The 17,761-nt window shown below is 62.7% G+C and carries 14 protein-coding genes; 10 read left to right on the forward strand and 4 right to left on the reverse strand.

Annotation, left to right across the window (positions count from 1 at the left end; genetic code table 11):
* Positions 1-9: 9 nt before the first annotated feature.
* From QFZ88_RS27900 to QFZ88_RS27920, 5 genes are read left to right on the forward strand one after another with little or no spacing between them, the layout of a single operon-like run.
* Positions 10-918 carry a carbohydrate ABC transporter permease gene (locus tag QFZ88_RS27900; RefSeq protein ID WP_083237633.1) on the forward strand — a complete coding sequence of 303 codons (909 nt, stop codon included), beginning with the start codon at positions 10-12 and terminating at the stop codon, positions 916-918.
* A complete protein-coding gene (locus tag QFZ88_RS27905) occupies positions 918-1,769 on the forward strand; it encodes a carbohydrate ABC transporter permease (protein ID WP_065996832.1) in 852 nt (283 codons plus the stop codon). The genes QFZ88_RS27900 and QFZ88_RS27905 overlap by 1 nt, the downstream gene beginning before the upstream one ends.
* Positions 1,766-3,868 carry an alpha-galactosidase gene (locus QFZ88_RS27910; protein ID WP_065996831.1) on the forward strand — a complete coding sequence of 701 codons (2,103 nt, stop codon included), beginning with the start codon at positions 1,766-1,768 and terminating at the stop codon, positions 3,866-3,868. The genes QFZ88_RS27905 and QFZ88_RS27910 overlap by 4 nt, the downstream gene beginning before the upstream one ends.
* Positions 3,869-3,879: 11 nt before the next feature.
* Positions 3,880-4,977, forward strand: coding sequence for an ABC transporter ATP-binding protein (locus QFZ88_RS27915; protein ID WP_065996830.1), 1,098 nt, complete (start codon positions 3,880-3,882; stop codon positions 4,975-4,977).
* A complete protein-coding gene (locus QFZ88_RS27920; protein ID WP_065996829.1) occupies positions 4,977-6,920 on the forward strand; it encodes a beta-galactosidase in 1,944 nt (647 codons plus the stop codon). Before QFZ88_RS27915 ends, QFZ88_RS27920 begins: the two co-directional genes overlap by 1 nt.
* A 271-nt stretch (positions 6,921-7,191) precedes the next feature.
* On the opposite strand, the gene QFZ88_RS27925 is transcribed toward QFZ88_RS27920, so the two are convergent.
* The 3 genes from QFZ88_RS27925 to QFZ88_RS27935 all read right to left on the reverse strand — a co-directional run bounded on the left by QFZ88_RS27925 (position 7,192) and on the right by QFZ88_RS27935 (position 9,923).
* The gene (locus tag QFZ88_RS27925; protein ID WP_065996828.1) at positions 7,192-8,397 is read right to left on the reverse strand and encodes a cysteine desulfurase-like protein; all 1,206 of its coding nucleotides are present in this window, start codon (positions 8,395-8,397) and stop codon (positions 7,192-7,194) included.
* Positions 8,387-9,064, reverse strand: coding sequence for an amino acid ABC transporter permease (locus QFZ88_RS27930; RefSeq protein ID WP_065996827.1), 678 nt, complete (start codon positions 9,062-9,064; stop codon positions 8,387-8,389). Before QFZ88_RS27930 ends, QFZ88_RS27925 begins: the two co-directional genes overlap by 11 nt.
* A gap of 61 nt (positions 9,065-9,125) precedes the next feature.
* Positions 9,126-9,923: a transporter substrate-binding domain-containing protein gene (locus QFZ88_RS27935; RefSeq protein WP_065996826.1), complete on the reverse strand. Its 798-nt coding sequence runs from the start codon at positions 9,921-9,923 to the stop codon at positions 9,126-9,128.
* Between the two features lie 176 nt (positions 9,924-10,099).
* Here QFZ88_RS27935 and QFZ88_RS27940 point away from each other — a divergent pair, with 176 nt between their 5' ends.
* Positions 10,100-10,816, forward strand: a complete 717-nt coding sequence (locus tag QFZ88_RS27940) for a FadR/GntR family transcriptional regulator (protein WP_210271221.1) — start codon at positions 10,100-10,102, stop codon at positions 10,814-10,816.
* Between the two features lie 76 nt (positions 10,817-10,892).
* On the opposite strand, the gene QFZ88_RS27945 is transcribed toward QFZ88_RS27940, so the two are convergent.
* Complete coding sequence (locus tag QFZ88_RS27945; protein ID WP_065996825.1) at positions 10,893-11,783, reverse strand: LysR family transcriptional regulator; 891 nt, start codon at positions 11,781-11,783, stop codon at positions 10,893-10,895.
* A 102-nt stretch (positions 11,784-11,885) separates the two neighbouring features.
* Here QFZ88_RS27945 and QFZ88_RS27950 point away from each other — a divergent pair, with 102 nt between their 5' ends.
* The 4 genes from QFZ88_RS27950 to QFZ88_RS27965 are packed head-to-tail and all read left to right on the forward strand — an operon-like array spanning position 11,886 to position 17,701.
* Positions 11,886-13,457 (forward strand): proton-conducting transporter membrane subunit, encoded by a 1,572-nt coding sequence (locus tag QFZ88_RS27950; RefSeq protein WP_139116432.1) that lies wholly within the window; start codon positions 11,886-11,888, stop codon positions 13,455-13,457.
* A gap of 25 nt (positions 13,458-13,482) precedes the next feature.
* The gene (locus QFZ88_RS27955) at positions 13,483-15,912 is read left to right on the forward strand and encodes a YbcC family protein (protein WP_065996824.1); all 2,430 of its coding nucleotides are present in this window, start codon (positions 13,483-13,485) and stop codon (positions 15,910-15,912) included.
* The gene (gene cysD, locus QFZ88_RS27960; RefSeq protein ID WP_065996823.1) at positions 15,909-16,805 is read left to right on the forward strand and encodes a sulfate adenylyltransferase subunit CysD; all 897 of its coding nucleotides are present in this window, start codon (positions 15,909-15,911) and stop codon (positions 16,803-16,805) included. Before QFZ88_RS27955 ends, cysD begins: the two co-directional genes overlap by 4 nt.
* Positions 16,802-17,701, forward strand: a complete 900-nt coding sequence (locus QFZ88_RS27965) for a DUF6671 family protein (protein ID WP_245317425.1) — start codon at positions 16,802-16,804, stop codon at positions 17,699-17,701. Before cysD ends, QFZ88_RS27965 begins: the two co-directional genes overlap by 4 nt.
* Positions 17,702-17,761 lie beyond the last annotated feature (60 nt).

Here is a 17,761-nt window from a genome sequence, read left to right on the forward strand (position 1 = left end):
GTAGGCGCCATGAGCGTATATCAACATTCATTCGCCAGGGCCGCAAAGGGCTGGCGCAAACGTCTGGCCCCTTGGCTTTTTCTGGCCCCCGGGCTCCTGTTCTTTGCGGTATACGTCGTAGTTCCGATCTTCCGGTCGATCTGGATAAGCTTCTACGAGTGGGACGGATTGTCGGCTGCCACCTGGATCGGTGTCGCCAACTATCGGGAGCTTCTGAGTGACGACGCCTTCTACACGTCGCTCTACAACAACATTCTTTGGCTGGTCTTGTATCTTCTTGCCGTGCCGGCCGGTCTCGGCGTTGCCCTTTTCCTGAACCAGACCGTCACCGGTATCCGCCTCTACAAGTCGCTCTTCTTCTTTCCGTTCGTGATCAGCCAGGTGGTCGTCGGCCTGATCTTCACGTGGTTTTACGCGCCAAACTTCGGTCTCTTTTCCAAGCTGATCGAAGACATCACCGGCCAGCAGATCGCAATTCTCGGCGACGAGCGCTTCGTCACCTTTGGCATCATTGCCGCCGGTCTCTGGCCGCAGATCGCGTACTGCATGATCCTCTACCTGACCGGCTTGAACAACATCAATCCCGAACAGGTCGAGGCGGCGCGCATGGACGGCGCCAAGGGGTGGTCGATGCTGTGGAACATCGTCATCCCGCAACTCAGGCCAGCCACTTTCATCGCGGTCGTGGTGACGGTCATCGGCGCGCTGCGTTCGTTCGACCTGGTGTCGATCATGACGGACGGCGGTCCCTATGGCTCGAGCCGCGTCCTGTCCTTCTACATGTACGAGGAGGCTTTGTCGGAATACGGCTACCGGATGGGCTACGGCGCGGCGATAGCGGTCGTCTTATTTGCCATCATGATGATCTTCATCACGTTTTTCATCTTCCGGATGCTGAGGCAGGAGAGGAACACGTAATGTTTCCGACACCCGTTCAAAAGGCTCGGCCGTGGGTAAGGGTCGGCTACCAGGTCGGTCTTCCGGTGGCCCTGGCGGTCTGGCTGCTACCACTGATCGGAGTGGCGGTCACCTCCGTTCGTCCCGCCGGCGATCTGGCCGCGGGCAACTATTTTGGCATCCCATCCGGCTTTGCAGGGGTGGAGAACTACACCGCCGTCTTCAGGGACTCGCCTATCGGCTGGTACATTCTCAATTCCTTCAAGGTCACCATCCCCACGGTTGTCGGCGCGGTCGCTCTTTCCTGCCTGACCGGCTTCGCGCTCGCGGTCTACAAGTTCCGGGCCAACCTTCTGATCTTCTTTCTCTTCGTGGCGGGTAATTTCATTCCTTTTCAGATATTGATGGTGCCCGTCCGCGACATGACGCTCAAGATCGGCCTTTACGACACCACGCTGGGGCTGGTCCTGTTCCATGTCGCCTTCCAGATCGGCTTCTGTACGCTGTTCATGCGCAACTTCATCAAGGGCCTTCCCTTCGCCCTGATCGAATCGGCGCGCGTCGAGGGCGTATCGGAATGGAAGATCTTTCGGCATGTGGTGCTGCCATTGATGCGACCAGCCATCGCCGCGCTCGCGGTCCTGATCTTCACCTTCGTGTGGAACGATTATTTTTGGGCAACCGTCTTGGTGCAGAGCCAGAACGCCATGCCCGTGACGGCCGGCCTTTATTCTCTCAACGGTCAATGGGTCGCCGCCTGGCATCTGGTGTCGGCGGGCGCCATCGTCGCCGCCCTGCCGCCCGTGATCATGTTCTTCCTGATGCAGCGACATTTCATCGCCGGCCTTACTCTCGGAGCCACCAAGGGATGAGACGCCTCGTCTCGATCGGAAACGAACGGCTATCGCTTGTCCTTGCACTGCAGGACGAGGGCATGCCCGAGATGGTGTATTTTGGCCCCGGGTGCCCCGGTGAAGAAATCTCTCTTTCCGCCGAGCGCGCGAGCCGTATCAACGGCATGGACGTGTCGGTGCCGAGCGCGGTGCTGTTGCCTGTCGGCGGCCTTGGCTTCTTCGGCTGGCCGGCGCTGGCCGGGCATCGCAACGGCCGTGACTTCCTGCTGAATTTCCAGGACTGGCAGGTCGAGCACACGACAATGGGCGTGGTGCTTCGCGGTCTCGACCGGGTTGCCGCGATCGCCGTTGCCTTCGAGCTTGCTATCCACGACTGCGGCGTCGTCGCCACCGCGGTCACCGTTACCAACCACGGAACCGAAACATACACACTAGACCGGTGCATGGCCGCGACCATGGCGGTGGGCGACGGCCCGGCAGTGCTGACGAGCTTGTCCGGTATGTGGGGGCGGGAGTTCCGCCTTTCGTCCGAGCCTCTCGGCCGCAGCCTGTGGATGCAGGAGAGCAGGCGCGGCCGTACCTCGCACGACCGGTTCCCGGGTCTTTTTCTGACGACCGGACGAACCACATACGCCATCCATGTCGGCGCCAGCGGCAACCACCAGCTCGCCGTCGATCTCATCGATGACGGCCGCCGCCTCGTGCATGGCGGAGAGCTGTTCGAGCCGGGCGAGGTATTGCTGGAGGCCGGGCAAAGCTACCATAGCCCGCAGGCATATCTCACCGCATCTTTCGACGGGGTCGCCTGCGCAGCCTCGAGATTGCGCGCTGTCGTAGACGAAGCGATACTGGATTGGCCCGACGCCAAGGCGCCGCCTCGCCCCGTCACGCTCAACACCTGGGAAGGCTCCTATTTCGATCATCGGCTGGACGCCCTCAAGGCGCAGGCCGAGGTTGCGGCCGAGCTTGGCGTCGAGCGCTTCGTCCTCGACGACGGCTGGTTCGGCCGACGCGACGACGACACGTCCTCGCTCGGAGACTGGAGCGTCGACCACAGGAAGTATCCCTCGGGACTCGAGCCACTGATCGACCACGTCATCGGACTCGGCATGGAATTCGGCCTGTGGTTCGAGCCCGAGATGGTCAGTCCCGATTCCGACCTCTATCGGGCGCATCCGGATTGGGCGCTGGGGATCGCCGGCAGGCCGCGCCCTCTCTCGCGTCAACAGCTGGTGCTCGACCTGACGCGCCAGGAGGTCAGCGACTACCTGTTCGACCGGATCGACGCGATGCTTGGGGCGCACCGCATCTCCTACGTCAAATGGGATATGAACCGTGACTTGACCAATGCAGGCGGCTTCGACGGACGAGCCGTGACGGCAAGCCAGACGCGCGCAGTGCACGCGCTGATGGACCGCGTGCGCAAGCGCCATCCCGCGGTCGAGATCGAGAGCTGCGCCTCGGGTGGCGGCCGCGCCAACTATGGCGTGCTGCGACATACACACCGCATCTGGACGTCGGATTGCACCGATGCCCTGGAACGGCTGGAGATTCAGCGCGGCGCCACGCATTTCTTTCCGCCCTCGATCCTGGGCGCCCACATATCCGGCTCGCCGAACCATCAGACGGGGCGCCGCCATTCGCTCGCCTTCCGCGCCGTCGTGGCGCTGGCCTATCATCTCGGCGTCGAACTCGATCCACTGACGCTCGCGCCCGACAAGCGCCGCGAGTTGGCTCAGTGGATCGCGCTGCACAAGCGTCTGCGGCCGCTGCTGCACGCGTCGAGGGCGTCCTTCGCCGGCAATCCGGTCGACGGACGCTATGTCTGGGGCGCGGCACTGCCGGACCGAATCGCGCTTTTCGTCGCGCAGGGGCCGACGATGCTGGCGGAGCAGCCACCGCCGCTGCAGGTTGCCGTGCCTCAGGCAACAGCCCGACGCTGGCGCATCGCAGCAGTTCATCCCGCGGCGCCCGCCTTCGTTCGTTTATCCGCCGGGCAGCAGGCGCTTCTGGCCGGAGAAAGCGATTTCAGCCTGGACACGTTGCGCCATGCCGGCCTGGCGCTACCGATGCTACGACCCGAGAGTGGCGTCATCCTCGAAATCGAACCCGTTTAGGAGCCTGAACCATGGCCGGTGTCATACTGAGCGAGGTGAAGAAGCAGTTCGGCAACGTCGCCGTCATCAAGGGCGTCGATCTGGAGATTGCCGACGGGGAATTCTGCGTGTTCGTCGGCCCCTCGGGATGCGGAAAGTCGACGCTCCTGCGCTCGATCGCGGGGCTCGAGGAGATTTCGTCCGGGACTATGCGGATCGGAGGCGCCGACATGACCAATGTCGGACCGTCCGACCGGGGCGTGGCCATGGTGTTCCAGTCCTATGCACTATACCCGCATATGACGGTCGCCGAGAATGTCGGGTTTGGCCTGCGGATGACGGGCCATCCGAAGGCCGAGATCGAGCGGCGCACCGCCAGGGCGGCGGCCATGCTGCAACTTGAGCCGCTGCTGCAGCGCAAGCCGTCGCAATTGTCGGGCGGGCAGCGGCAGCGTGTCGCCATCGGTCGCGCCATCGTGCGCGATCCGAAAGTGTTTCTCTTCGACGAGCCACTGTCCAATCTCGACGCCGCGTTACGCGTGCAGATGCGAACCGAGATCACCAAGCTGCATCAGGACCTCGGCGTCACCATGATCTACGTCACGCACGACCAGGTCGAGGCGATGACCATGGCTGACCAGATCGTGGTTCTGAGCGCTGGGCGCATCGAGCAGGCAGGCTCGCCCCTGGAGCTCTACCACCGGCCGCGAAACATGTTCGTGGCCGGCTTCATCGGCTCGCCCAAGATGAATTTCATAAAGGTATCGGCGGAGCGGGTGGGGCCGCGGCTGGCCGTCGACCTCCCCGGCGGCGTGGCATTGACGCTCGACGTGGCCGGCTCGGCGGCGGCGACGCGCCCGCCGGCGGTGCTCGGAGTGCGTCCCGAACACCTGACCATCGGTGGATCGAGCTCGGTGAGCCTGGAAGGCAAGGTGCGCCTTGCCGAATATCTCGGCTCGGAAACCATGTTCTACCTGACGCTTGCCGACGGAACCGAGCTTACGATCAAGGCCGACGGGTTGATGAGCAGCAAGATCGGATCGTCGCTCAAGGTCGGAATTCCCGCAGCTGCCTGCCATCTTTTCGATGACGCGGGCGAGGCGATCCTCAATGGAGACCTGACGCGATAATGCTTGGCGTCTGCTATTATCCAGAGCACTGGCCGGAGGCCTGGTGGGCCGAAGACGCGCGCCGCATGCGCGCTCTTGGCATATCCTACGTACGCATCGGCGAGTTCGCCTGGTCCAGGCTCGAACCAAAGCGAGGCGCTTATGATTTTGCCTGGCTGGAGCGCGCCATGGACACGCTGGCCGGGGCGGGTCTGAAGATCGTGCTGGGCACGCCGACGGCGACTCCGCCCAAATGGCTGATGGACGAATATCCGGACATTGCGCCTGTCGACGAGCAGGGCCGCGTCCGCGGCTTCGGTTCGCGCCGGCACTACACGTTTTCGTCCGAGAGCTGGTGGCGTGAAAGCCGTTCGATTGTTGAAGCGATCGCCACTCATTTCGGCGAGCATCCCGGTCTCGTCGGCTGGCAGACGGACAACGAATACGGATGCCACGATACCGTGCTTTCGTGGGGCCCCGAGGACCTGAAAGCCTTTCGCAAGTGGTTGCGACGGCACTACCAGACGACCGACCAGCTCAACGAGGCCTGGGGCAACGTATTCTGGTCGATGGAGGTCCAAAGTTTCGACGAGGTATCGCTACCCATACTTGCCGTCACCGAGACAAATCCGGCGGCGCGACTGGACTTCTGGCGGTTCAAGTCCGAGGAGGTCAACGCATACGACCGGATGCAGTGCGATATCATCCGCCGCTTTTCTCCAGGACGTTGGGTCACGCACAACTTCATGGGTTTCTTCAACGAATTCGACCACTGGCAGCTGGGCCGCCACCTAGACCTGGCGTCTTGGGATTCCTACCCTATAGGCTTCGTTGAGCGTTTTCCCTTTTCTGAACAAGAGCGCGGGCGTTGGGCCGAGACGTCGCACCCGGACATTGCGCCGTTCCATCACGACCTCTATCGGGGCGTGGGCCAGGATCGCTTCTGGGTCATGGAGCAGCAGCCTGGTCCCGTGAACTGGGCATCCTGGAACCCGGTGCCGAAGCCTGGAATGGTCCGCCTCTGGACCTGGGAAGCGTTTGCGCACGGCGCGGAAGTGGTCAGTTACTTCCGCTGGCGACAGGCGCCATTCGGGCAGGAGCAGAACCATGCCGGCCTTAACCTGCCCGGATTGCACGAACTGTCCCAGGGTGGCCGGGAAGCCGAAGCGGTTTCAACGGAGTTGCAAGTCGTGGGGCCGCTTGGTGCGGCCTCGCGCGCACAGGTGGCGATCGTCTACGACTATCAGGCCTCCTGGGTGACGCGCATCCAGCCGCAGGGCCGGGACTTCTGCTACCACGAACTGGTTTTTCGGTGGTACGAAGCCGCGCGCAGACTTGGCCTTGACATCGACTTCGTGGCGCCGGGCGCATCGCTGCAAGGCTACGGGCTCGTGCTAGTGCCATCGATGCCGATCGTGTCGGATGCCGCAACCGAAGCCTTCGCCAAAGCTTCGGGAATTCTGCTTTTCGGCCCGCGCACGGGATCGCGAACTTCAAGCTTTGCCATCCCCGACAACCTTCCTCCGGGACCGCTGGCAGACCTCACCGGCACCCGGACAATCGAGGCTTCGTCCCTGCGCCCGAACGTGCGCCATCGCGTCTCCGGCGCGGTCAGCGGCCACGCTATTCGTTGGCGCGATCATCTGGAAGCAAAAGGTGAGATCATCGCTCGATTTGATGACGGCTTGCCGGCGCTCGTCTCAAACGGCCGGTCCTTTCTGCTGGCTTGTTGGCCGGATGGGGAGTTGACGCAGTCCGTCCTGTCTGCGGTCGCGACGTCCGCTGCCTTAGATACCTGTTCCCTGCCGGATCACGTGCGGCTGAGACGCAGAGACGGACTGACATTCGCGTTCAACTACGGCGGGGTCGAATGGATCTGTCCCGACGGGGTCGAGATTCTGGTCGGAGACCGTGTTTTATGCAGCCAGCAATTGGCGATTTGGCGTAGTCCAGCTCCACATTAAGATTAGAGTCGCAGTTGTCCGGTGGTTTTTCGTCTGGCCTATCTTTGTTGGCTTTTGCGCAGGTTTCCGGCGTGATTGCCAGTCCGTCGCGAAAGATTGTTGCTGGCATAAATGGCGCGAATAGCTCCAGAACGCATTATAAGCCTTCGAGCCAAGTGTGTAAGGGTTCATCCGGGGGTCAGGACTTCATTGACCGAAGCGAAAAGACAACGGCTGCTGCGATGCAGATTGCCGAGAAGAACGTGTGGGCGCATCGGTCATAGCAGGTGGCCTAAGTAGCCCGGTCCAGTACGTCGATGAAACGGTCCACCTCTCCAAGCGTGTTATAGTGGACGAGCGAAGCGCGCACGATGTTCTGCGCCGGCAGGCCGAGCGACTCCACCAGCCGTCGCGAATGGAAGTCGCCGTGGCGGATGCCGATGTGGCGTGCGTCGGTCGCGGCGATCAGGGCAAGCGGGTCTGCGCCTTCGAGGAGGAAGGAGATGGTCGGCACGCGCACCGTGCCATCGGAACGGCTGTCGCCGAGGACGCGGACAGTGTTGCGGCCGCGCAAATAGGCGAGCAAGTGCTCGGCCAGCGCCATCTCCTGTTGGGTGACGGCCTCGAAAGCCGCCTCCACCGACGCCCGTCCCGATGTTCCACCCAACTCTTCCAGATAGTCGACGATGGCCGCGCTGCCCCAGGCAAGCTCATAAGCCGGGTTGCCCGGCTCTAGCTTCATCGGCACTTTGTCGCGGCCGTAGAAATAGTGATAGAGGCCGTCGAGTTCGAGCAGGTGGTCGTACTTTCCATACAGCACCGCCAGGTGCGGCCCGTAGGTCTTGTAGAGCGAGAAGACGTAATAGTCGCAATCAAGCGCCTGCACGTCGATAGCCCGGTGAGGGGCGAGCGCCACGCCGTCGACGCAGATGCGCGCGCCGTACCGATGGACCAGATCGGCGATCTCGCGGATCGGGTTGATCGTGCCCAGGATGTTGGAAGCGTGGGTCACGCAAACCAGTTTGGTGCGCGGCCCCATCAGCGCCTCCAGGTCGGCGAGGTCTGGCTTCAGCGTTTGCTTGTTCAGCGGCCAGAATTTTACGACGACGCCGCGCTCCCGCAGGCCGACCCAGGGGCCAATGTTTGATTCGTGGTCGAACTCCGTCACCACGATCTCATCGCCGGGGGCGAGGCTGCCGGCCATGGCGGTGGCGAGAAGCCTGAGCAGCATCGTCGTCGAGGCGCCGAACACCACTTCTTCGGCGCGTCGTGCGTTGAACAAGAGCGCGATGCGCGCCCGCGCCTCGGCCAGCCGTTCGGTGGCGTGTCTGGACGTCTCGTAGCTGGCGCCGGTCTGCACGTTGGTAGTCAGCAGGTAGTCTGATATCCGGTCCGCCACCGACTTCAGGGCCTGCGAGCCGCCGGCGTTGTCGAAATAGGCCCAGCCGCTGCCGAGCGCGGGGAACTGGTTGCGGACATGGTCGAGATCAAGCGGCATGGCGGGTCCTCGAAAGCTTGTGCTCCAGCACGCCGACGACACGGACGAGCGGCAGCAGTATGAGAAGATAGATCGCCGCGGCGGCGATCAGCGGGGTTGGATTGGCGGCGAGTGCCTGCGCCTGGTTGGCCTGTTTGAGCAGGTCCGGCATCGCCACGACCGAGGCCAGCGCGGTGTCCTTCATGACGTTGATGGCGTTGGAGGTCAGCGGCGGCAGCACGGTGCGGATCGCCTGCGGCAACACCACCTTGCGCAGCGTCAGGACGAAATGCAGACCGAGCGCCCGCGCCGCCTCGAACTGGCCGCGCGGCACCGCCTCGATGCCGGCGCGGATGATCTCGGCCGAATAGGCGGCAGACACCAGCGAGATCGCGCTGGCCGCCGCCACGAACGACGACAGCCGGACGCCGGCGAAGGGCAGCGCGTAGTAGATGACGAACAGCAGCACCAGCACCGGCAGCGAGCGAAAGACGTCGATGAAGGCGATGGTCACCCACTGCACCGGGCTCGCGGCATAGAGCCGGCAGATGGCGACGGCGATGCCGGCGAGGAAGCCGATGACGATGCAGGTGAAGCCGAGCGTAAGCGTGGTGGCCAGGCCGCTCAGGATGAGCGGCAGCGTTTCCACGAAGACGCGGGGGTTCAGGAAGGTGTCGAAGACGGACATGCGGGCGCGCGCTCCGGCGTCCCGTGCCGACGCGCGGGGCGCACCGGCGCGGCCGCGTTGGTCAGGGCTTCGGCATGTCCATGACGGTGACGGTCGCCAGCCCGCTCTCCGGGTCGGCGCCGAACCAGGCCTTGTAGATCGAGGCCATCGTGCCGTCCTTCTTCATGGCGCTGATGGCGTCGTTCACCTTTGCGGCCAGCGGCGCGTCCTTGGCGAACATGACCGAATACTGCTCGCCCGTCTTGATGCGCTCCACCACCTTGAACTGCGGCTTGTCCTTCACGTAGTAGAGCAGCGCCGGAATGTCGGAAATGTAGCCGTCAATGCGGCCGGCGGAGAGGTCGAGCATGGCCGGCTGCAAGCCCTCGTATTTGCTGACGCTGGCGATCTTGGTTTCCGCCATGTGGGCTGTGACCCAGATGTCGCCGGTGGAGCCGGTGTCGACACCGACCGTCTTGCCCGCCATTCCCGCCAGGCCGGTGATACCGCTGTCGGCCTTCACCGTCAGCGACTGGTCGCTGTCGTAGTAGGGCTGGGCGAAGCTGACCGATTGCAAGCGCTTCGGCGTAATCGTGATTGACGACACGGCCGCGTCGATCTGGCCGGACTGCACGGCCGCGAAAAGCCCCGCGAACGGAATGTTCGTGAACTTGACCTCCGAGCCGAGGCGCTTGCCGACCTCGGTCATGAGGTCGACCTCGAAGCCGACGATCTTGCCGCTGGCGTCCTGGAATTCCCACGGCACGTTGCCGACATTGGCGCCGACGTTGAGTTCCGCGCCTTGCGCCGATGCGGCGAAAACCACCAGCGCCGCCGCTCCCGCCCAGCGCAACCGACGCAGCAAAGTTGTGACTTGCATTTGATTTCCTCCCGTAAGAAAACTGGTTAGACCGGTCTGACCAGTTACCATGCAATCACAAATCGATGGGCGGTGCAAGCGGAGCGATCGACAGCGGAACGGATCGCATAACGCACACCGGATGCTAAGAAGGGAAAACGATGCGGCGCGATCCGATCGGACTGCGTCAAGTCACGATGCCCCCGTCAGGGAATAGGAAGGTGCAGGCCGTGCTCAATCGAACCCCCGTGACCCATGCCGCGGCTAAGCAGATTCAAACCATGATCCTCGACGGGAGCCTGGGGCCGGGCCAGAAGATCCCGTCTCAGCGCGAGCTGGCAGTGAGGCTGAAGCTCAGCCGCGCTTCGTTGCGTGAGGCGCTGCTGACGCTCGAGGCGATCGGCCTCATCGTCACCCAGCCGGGGCGCGGAACGTTCGTGGCCGAAATGTCGTCCAGCGGGCGCACCATGATCTCATGGCGCCACAGAGACTATTCGGTGAAAGACGTCTTCGAGACGCGCATCATGCTGGAAAGCCAGATCGTCCGGCTCAGCGCAGCGGTCCTCACGGCTGGCCAGATCGATGAACTGACGCGCCTGACCGACCAGATGGAGCGGAGCTGGGCCGCCGGCGACCTGCTCGGCAACGCCGAGGCCGATTTCGAATTCCACGGCATCATTGTGTCTGCCTGCCCCAACCGGATGCTGGTCGATCTCTACGACGCCAATCGCGACCGCATCCATTCCACGCAGATGCAGCCGATCGCGGTCACCGACCCGGCGCGCATGCGCAGTTCGATCGCCGAGCACCGCCTGATCGTCACGGCGCTCCGCGACGGCGATGCCGGGCGCGCCGCCGAGGCCGTCGCCATGCACATCGCCAACACCGCCTGTTGCGCTGGAGTTTCAGCCTGATTGCAATGCTAAAGCAGTATCGAAAGAACAATCGTAGTGTATGCTCGAGTTGGGGCCATTGGAGAGACCGTATGGCCTAACGCGTCAGCAAATTTCCTTCCAACAATAACCCTAGGACCGGATTTGGAAATTTTCTCGCAATCGTCACGGCATAAAAGGTTTCGGCTATGCCCGGCAACCTGTCGGCCTCGACCAGAACACCAGATTCCAGCTCGTCCTTCACCACGATCGGCGGAAGCACGGCAAGGCCGACATCTTCGCGCGCCAAAAGCCGCATCATCGCCATATCTTCTACCTCTGCCACGATTTGCGGACGGATGCCCAGGCGAGCTACAAGCGCATCAAAGCCGATCTTTACGCTGCTATCCATCGTCGGCAGGATGATCGGATGTGAGTTTAGCCTCTCGGCTAAGTCGTCTTTCCTAATTTTGCCAAGCCGAGCTCTTGTTCCTATCAAGCTCACAGGCTGTTCAGCGAGGCGATGAGCGACAAAGCGTGTTAGTTCATCGCGTGCAGGCGCCTGGTTAACAAGCACAACATCAAGACTGAGCGCTTCGAGCGATTGAAGAAGCTCGCTGCTGCTGCCTGACCGCAAAACAAACTCAATATCGTTTCGCCCTATTAAGGGTTTCAAAAACGCCATTTGGAAATTGCGAGAAAGCGTAGCCAGCGCGCCAACCCTGAGAACGCGCCGCACCTCGCCCGTGTTACGCAAAGTGCCGATCAATTCTTCGCCCGCAGCGAAAATCGCATCGGCGTGGTCCAGCGCGATCCGTCCAGCTTCTGTCAGATGAAGCTGTCGACCGCGCCGTTCGAACAAAGCATGGCCAAATCGCGCTTCGAGTTTGCGAATTTGCACCGACAATGCTGATTGCGTGAGGTTCAGTCGCTCTGCCGTGCGTGTCAGATTCCCGTCGTGGGCGACCGCCCAAAAATACCGCAGATGGTTGTAATTGAACGTGCTCATAACGTTCGATTATAGCGAACGATATAGCACAAACAATGCATTTTATTCGCCGCATTGCGGCTGATACCCCATTCGTGATGACAACCTTCATTGGGGATTGCCTTGCCATATTATCTGCTTCCGCTCATTGCGCCGCTGGCTCTTGTGGTTTCCACGATCGCATCCTTCGTTTCGCCAGGACGCCGCTCTCGACTAGCCCCCGGCTTCGCCGAGATCGCTGCGCTTCTGGCGTTAGCGTCCGCGTTTGGCTCGCTCGGTATTCTTATCCTTAGCGGTCCGGGCGAAAGCCCGCTCATCGGGATGGCCGGGATCGGCTTGTCAGTGCGCCTTGACGCCGTCAGCGCCTCGATGCTGCTGCTCGTCGCGTTCGTCGGCTGGATCGTTGTGCGCTATGCTCGGACCTATCTCGATGGCGAGGCGCGCGCGAGCGCGTTCACAGGCTGGCTGTGCGCCACCCTTGCCGCCGTGCTGCTGCTCGTTCAGGCGGGCAATCTCGCCCAGCTTGTGTCGGGGTGGATCGCGACCAGTCTCTGCCTGCACAGGCTGTTGCTCTTCTATCCCGATCGGGTCGCCGCGCGCCGCGCCGCGCGCAAGAAGCTCATTTTTACCCGGCTAGGGGCGGCAAGCCTTATCATCGCCGCCGTTCTCCTAACATTCGTCTATGGCACAACCGATATAGCGGCGATCAATGCCGCCGCGAGAGAAGGCGATGGTTCGTCGCTGGCTGTTTTTGCAACAGTTTTGATCGCGCTGGCGGCCTTGCTGAAGTCGGCGCAGTTTCCGACCCATGGCTGGCTTACCGAGGTGATGGAGGCGCCGACGCCAGTGTCGGCCCTGCTGCATGCCGGTGTCATCAATGGCGGCGGTTTCCTGCTCATTCGCTTCGCAGACGTGATGTTGCTGTCGCCCGGAACGCTGGCCGCGTTGGCTATGCTTGGTGGTTTCACGGCGCTCTTCGGGGCGCTTGTGATGCTGACGCAGCCGGCGGTCAAAACGTCACTCGCCTGGTCGACGGTGGCACAGATGGGCTTCATGACTTTGCAATGCGGATTGGGACTGTTTTCGCTGGCATTGCTGCATATCGTGGCTCATTCGTTTTACAAAGCTCACGCGTTCCTCGCCTCGGGCGGCGCGGTCGACCAGGTCGCCGCGATCCGGCGGCCAGGGCCGGTGGCGATCCCCGACGGTGCGGCAGTCGGGTGGGCCTTCCTCGCGGCGATCGCGATCTATGCCGCGATCGGCGCGGCCTTCGGCATGATGTTTGGGTTCCACCATAAGTCGCCGCAATCTCTGGCGCTGGGTGCAATCCTGATTTTTGGCGTCGCCTATCTGCTGGCGCAGGGGCTGGCAGACGCCGCGCCGCGGGTTCTAACACGTAAGACGGCCCTGTACTCAGTCGCGGCGGCGGCTGGCTACTTCGCACTGCAGACCTTGGCCGAGTGGCTAACCGCAAGCGTGCTTCCCGCACCGCTTGCGCCGGGGCGTCTTGAATGGACGCTCATGGTGCTGGCGATCCTCTCCTTCGGAACGGTGGCTGTAGCGCAAGCTCTGTTCCCGCTCTGGGCCCATCACCCAGCCGCGGCCGGTCTTCGCGTTCACCTCTCGAACGGCCTCTACATCAACGCAACACTCGATCGAATGCTCGGCGGCTGGTCCGTCCGCAAGGCGTCGTGACGGCCGGACACTAAGGAACACGCAAATGCTGATGATCAAGACTAACACTCCACCCCTCGACGTCGCGGCAATTATTGCCGCGGCCGAAAGGGCGGCGCTCGCCATCCCGCCGCTTTGGCCGCTGGCTTCAAGCGTTGCGGTCAACCCATTCCTGGGACAAATCCATGAGCCTCTATCGACAGTGGCCGCCCGCCTAAGACGGGTCGCGGGAGCCGCACTCACAATGCCCCGCGCCTGGTACGCCGAGCGTATTCACGCGGGCGAAATCGCCGAAGCGGATCTCACGGCAGCCTTTGAGGCTGCACCGGAGATCTGGCGGCCAGATAGCCTTGCTTCATTGAAGTCAGCCATTGAAGCGAGCGCACCGACCCCCGTTATGCTTCCGACGATGGCGGAGCTCGCGGCCGAAGCCTCGGGTATAGATTGGACCGGCGTGATCGCCGAGCGCTTCGGTCAATGGGCGGCCGGCTATTTCGATGCGGGCCAAGCCTTGTGGACGGCGCCTCAGGGCGGCTGCGCCTATGCTGCGTGGCGCTCGGCCGCCGCCCACGATCTCACCCCAGAGATTCTCGGGCTGACGGGCTTTGCCATGCATGTGGCTCAAGCCCCAGAGCGCGCTGAGGATGCCCTGATCCAGTCGATCGAGAAGCTCGGACTCTATGGGGCGGCGCTCGAAAGCTATTTGCACCGGCTGCTGATGAGCCTTGGCGGCTGGGCGCAGTTTGCCCGGTACAAGCTCTGGCAAGCCGAGCTCTCGGGCGGGTCGGACAAGACGATCACCGATCTTCTGACAATTCGTCTCGTCTGGGAACAAGCACTGTTTGAGCAACACAAGCTTCGCATCGCTTGCCAATGGAAAGAGGCGCTTTGCGCCTATGCCGCGCCGGTCGAGCCGACACCGGACGATGCAATCGATGCAATCTTGCAGGAGGCGACCGAGCGCGCGGCGCAGCGGCAGCTGGGCAAGCTCCTCGGATCGCCGGCTCCCTCTAGATTGCAAGCGCGTCCAGCATTGCAGATGGCCTTCTGCATCGACGTTCGCGCAGAGGTGTTCCGCCGGGCATTGGAAAGCCTCGACCCCTGCATCGAGACATTGGGTTTCGCTGGGTTTTTCGGCATCGGCATTTTGCATCGTCGCTTCGCGTCGGATGTCGCGGAGGCACGCTTGCCTGTGCTTATTGCACCGCAAGTACGAACATGCTCGGGCGGGCATTCACATGATGTCGAGGCTCGGGACCAAGCAGCTCGGCTCCTGGCGCGTGCCAAGCGCGCCTGGGGGCGCTTCAAGCTCGCCGCTGTCTCCTCATTCGCTTTCGTCGAGGCGGCCGGGCCGATCTATGTCGGCAAGTTGGTGCGCGATGGTCTGGGACGCGCCAGCAACCGGATGCCGGATGACCCGGCACCAAGGTTCGAACCAGCGCTCGATCCCGAGGCTCGCATCGGCATAGCCGAAAGCGTGCTGAAGGCGATGTCGCTGACCGAACGTTTTGCACCGCTTGTCCTTATCGCTGGCCATGGCGCCAACGTCATAAACAATCCTCATGCCAGCGCGCTCCATTGTGGCGCCTGCGGCGGCTATTCCGGCGAGGTGAACGCGCGGCTACTCGCTACGCTCCTCAATGACCGCGAGGTGCGCGCCGGCGTCGCGGAGCGCGGGATCACCATCCCGGACGACACGCTGTTTATCGGAGCGCTGCACGACACAACCACTGATCGTGTGACGATCTACGGCGAAGACTCTCCATCAGCGCTACACAAGGAGAGCGTCAAACAGGTAAAAACCTGGCTTGCGACGGCCGGCGCTCTGGCACGGAGCGAACGCGCATTGCGCTTGCCCCGGGCGTCGGGAGGGCGCGACATCCTCCACCGCGCCCGCGACTGGGCCGAAGTCCGTCCGGAATGGGCGCTTGCCGGTTGCCAGGCCTTCATCGCCGCGCCGCGCCATCGGACTGCGGGTCGCGACCTCAAAGGACGTGCATTTCTGCACGGCTATGACTGGCGCCGGGACGATCAGTTTAGCGTTCTGGAGCTGATCTTGACAGCGCCGGTCGTGGTCGCGAGCTGGATCAGCCTGCAGTATTACGGATCGACTGTCGCGCCAACGGTGTTCGGAGCCGGCAACAAGCTCCTGCACAACGTTACCGCCGGCATCGGCGTGGTCGAAGGCAATGGCGGGCTCTTACGTGCCGGGCTACCCTGGCAATCGGTTCACGACGGAGAACGGCTAGCTCATGAACCACTGCGCCTGACCGTGTTCGTCGAGGCGCCCCGCGAGGCAATTAGCACGATCCTCAAACGTCACGATCAACTGCGGGCGCTGGTCGACAACAAATGGCTCCATCTTGTTGCCCTCGATGACCAGGGCCGCCCGGCTTGGCGGTACGCCGGCAAACTTGGCTGGGAAGCCTTTGACCAAGGGCACGTTGAACCGGAACGGACGATGGTGGTCGCATGAACGGGTTGCCCGCCCATCTGGCGGCCTTGGAGTCAGAGGCGATCCATGTCTTGCGCAATGGATTGTCGGAGGCGCGCAACCCCGTGGTGCTGTTTTCGGGCGGCAAGGACTCGACCGTCCTTGCCCATCTCGTGCTGCGCGCCTTCTTCCCTTCGAGGCCGCCGATCCCGCTCTTGCATATCGACTCGACATGGGAGTTCGCTGAAGTTCTCGCCTTCCGCGACGCCTTCGCGGACCGCCATGGCTTTCGGCTGATCGTTCAAGTCAACGAGCACGGACGGACACAGTCTATCAATCCGTTCGACCATGGCGATCTCTACACCACCATCATGCGCACTGATGCGCTCAGGCAGGCACTGACTGTCGGTGGTTATGACATCATCTTCGGCGGCGCCCGACGTGACGAGGAAGCAACCCGCGCCAAGGAGCGCATCGTTTCGGTACGGAGCACCAACCATGCCTGGGAGCCTCGCCTGCAGCGTCCCGAACTCTGGCGCTGTTTCAATTGGCGGATGAAGCCCGGCGAGACTATCCGCGCTTTCCCGCTGTCGAATTGGACCGAGCACGACCTGTGGACCTATATCCTGATGCGTGAGCTCGAAGTCGCGCCTCTCTACATCGCTCATGAGCGCAAGGTCGTCACCCGAATGGGAATGCGGATCGTCGTCGACGATCCGGTCCGCATGCGCTGGCAGCCTGGCGAAACCGCACTGCCGGAGAAGGTGCGCTTTCGTACGCTCGGATGCTGGCCGGTGACGGCGGCGCAGCCTTCCGAAGCAGAAACCATCGCCGCTGTCGTGCTCGAAACCCTGCGCGCCGAAACCTCCGAGCGCCGCGGCCGTCTCGGCGACGATGGCTCGCTCGAGCGTCAGAAACGGGAGGGCTATTTTTGAGCAACGACGGTCATTCGCAAGCCACGATTGGGTGTCCGCTGTCCGGTCCTTATGCTCGCCAGCGCGCCGTGCTGGCCACCATGCATGGCAAAGAGGCGGCAATCGTGCCGGCTTTCCAGGAGCGACTCGAGCTTACTGTCGAGACCCCGTCCGCGATCGACACCGACGCGCTGGGCACCTTCACAGGCGAGATCCCGCGCGCAGGCACGATTCGCGAGGCGGCCATAGCCAAGGCGCGGCTTGGGATGGCGGCGACGGGGTTGTCGATCGGCATCGCCAGCGAAGGCAGCTACGGTCCGCATCCGCATGTGCCGTTCATCCCCGGCGGGGTCGAGTTGATGGTTCTCGTGGACGACGGCCGCGGCATCGTCGTCAGCGAGTATCTGATCGATGATGCCCCGGTCTACGAGCACGTCGTCGCGGCCGAGATCGGCGATCTCAGGACGTTTCTCGACCATATCCGTTTCCCCGATCATGCCGTGATCGTACGACCTCATGAACCCGACGATGGTAGCGTTCTCATTCACAAAGGGCTGCGCACAGCTGAAGCGCTTGAAAGCGCACTCGAAACTTCAACCTTGCGATCGCGCGACAACCGCGCGCTCATTCAGACAGATATGCGCGCCCACATGAATCCCACGCGTATGGCGAGCATTGGCCGCCTGGCGCGTGCCCTTTGCGATCGGCTGGCGACCCCGTGTCCGGCCTGCGGCGCCCCCGGTTACGGGCAAATCGACGTAGAGACGGGGCTTCCCTGCGAATGGTGCGGCGCCCCCAGCATCATGGTTCGTTATCAGATCTTCGGTTGTGTCGCTTGCGAGTTTCGCGAGATGCGTCCCCGCCCCGACGGGCGCACCCATGCTGATCCTGGCCATTGCCCGGAATGCAATCCGTGATCGGCGTGACCGACCAGGAACCGATCGCAAACCGGCTGTTGGAGCCGTGGAAGATGCTTG

The organism is Mesorhizobium sp. YL-MeA3-2017 (assembly GCF_030814575.1).
Lineage (GTDB): Bacteria > Pseudomonadota > Alphaproteobacteria > Rhizobiales > Rhizobiaceae > Mesorhizobium > Mesorhizobium terrae.

Excerpts from the sequence above, each read along its gene's own strand:
- QFZ88_RS27940 (WP_210271221.1), top strand. The coding sequence starts at position 10,100 with ATGCCCCCGTCAGGGAATAGGAAGGTGCAGGCCGTGCTCAATCGAACC.
- QFZ88_RS27930 (WP_065996827.1), bottom strand. The coding sequence starts at position 9,064 with ATGTCCGTCTTCGACACCTTCCTGAACCCCCGCGTCTTCGTGGAAACG.
- QFZ88_RS27945 (WP_065996825.1), bottom strand. The coding sequence starts at position 11,783 with ATGAGCACGTTCAATTACAACCATCTGCGGTATTTTTGGGCGGTCGCC.
- QFZ88_RS27955 (WP_065996824.1), top strand. The coding sequence starts at position 13,483 with ATGCTGATGATCAAGACTAACACTCCACCCCTCGACGTCGCGGCAATT.
- QFZ88_RS27905 (WP_065996832.1), top strand. The coding sequence starts at position 918 with ATGTTTCCGACACCCGTTCAAAAGGCTCGGCCGTGGGTAAGGGTCGGC.
- QFZ88_RS27900 (WP_083237633.1), top strand. The coding sequence starts at position 10 with ATGAGCGTATATCAACATTCATTCGCCAGGGCCGCAAAGGGCTGGCGC.
- QFZ88_RS27935 (WP_065996826.1), bottom strand. The coding sequence starts at position 9,923 with ATGCAAGTCACAACTTTGCTGCGTCGGTTGCGCTGGGCGGGAGCGGCG.
- QFZ88_RS27910 (WP_065996831.1), top strand. The coding sequence starts at position 1,766 with ATGAGACGCCTCGTCTCGATCGGAAACGAACGGCTATCGCTTGTCCTT.
- cysD (WP_065996823.1), top strand. The coding sequence starts at position 15,909 with ATGAACGGGTTGCCCGCCCATCTGGCGGCCTTGGAGTCAGAGGCGATC.
- QFZ88_RS27920 (WP_065996829.1), top strand. The coding sequence starts at position 4,977 with ATGCTTGGCGTCTGCTATTATCCAGAGCACTGGCCGGAGGCCTGGTGG.
- QFZ88_RS27915 (WP_065996830.1), top strand. The coding sequence starts at position 3,880 with ATGGCCGGTGTCATACTGAGCGAGGTGAAGAAGCAGTTCGGCAACGTC.
- QFZ88_RS27925 (WP_065996828.1), bottom strand. The coding sequence starts at position 8,397 with ATGCCGCTTGATCTCGACCATGTCCGCAACCAGTTCCCCGCGCTCGGC.